Origin of the sequence: Pseudomonas sp. SMSB3, from assembly GCF_052041965.1 — a bacterium.
In the GTDB taxonomy this organism is placed as follows: domain Bacteria; phylum Pseudomonadota; class Gammaproteobacteria; order Pseudomonadales; family Pseudomonadaceae; genus Aquipseudomonas.
Map to the genome: position 1 here is coordinate 1 of NZ_JBKGGV010000039.1, position 866 is coordinate 866.

The 866-nt window shown below is 59.2% G+C and carries 1 protein-coding gene; it reads right to left on the reverse strand.

The window, feature by feature from the left end:
- Positions 1-866 (reverse strand): immunoglobulin-like domain-containing protein (locus ACLEJW_RS23190; protein WP_440778324.1); only part of this gene is annotated, 866 nt, incomplete at both ends.

The window sequence follows — 866 nt, forward strand, 5'->3', positions numbered from 1 at the left end:
GCCGCGTGGCCCTGATAGACGTCGTTGCTCACGGCGCCGGTTGCAGTGCCGGAGCTTTGGCCAACCGGAATGGTGATGATTTGCCCATTAGCCAAGGCCACTACAACCGGAGCGCCAGTCACCGGCGCGCCGACGCTGGCGATGTAGACGATGGTCCCGCCCTCAGCCACCGATGGTGTGGCGGTTAGCGTTACAGTAGTGGTGTCAGTTACGTCAGTGACCGAGGTGCTGACCGGATCAGTATTGGCGACCAAATTCTCAAAGTTACCGCCACTGACACTGGTGATGCTGTTTGTGACCGCCTCATGCCCCTGATAAACATCATTGAGGGCGGCGCCGGTTGCAGTGCCAGAGCTTTGTCCAACCGGAATCGTGATGATTTGCCCGTTGGCCAGGGTCACTACAACCGGAGCGACAGTCACCGGTGCGCCGATGCTGGCGGTATAGACGATAGTGCCGCCCTCGGCCACGGATGGCGTAGCAGTCAGTGTCACAGTGGTCGTGTCAGTTACATCAGTCACCGCAGTGCTGACCGGATCCGTGTTGGCAACGAGGTTCTCGAAGTTGCCGCCGCCAACGGCAGTAATGCTGTTTGTAACAGCATCATGTCCTTGGTACACGTCGTTGGAAACGGCTCCAGTCGCCGTGCCTGAACTCTGGCCAACTGGAATGGTGATGGTTTGGCCATTGGCCAAAGTCACCACTACCGGACTGCCAGTTACTGGCGCGCCGACGCTGGCGGTGTAAACGATGGTGCCGCCCTCAGCCACAGACGGTGTGGCGGTGAGGGTCACCGTTGTCGTGTCCGTTACATCGGTCACGGCTGTGCTGACGAGGTCAGTGTTGGCGACCAAACTTTCGAAGTC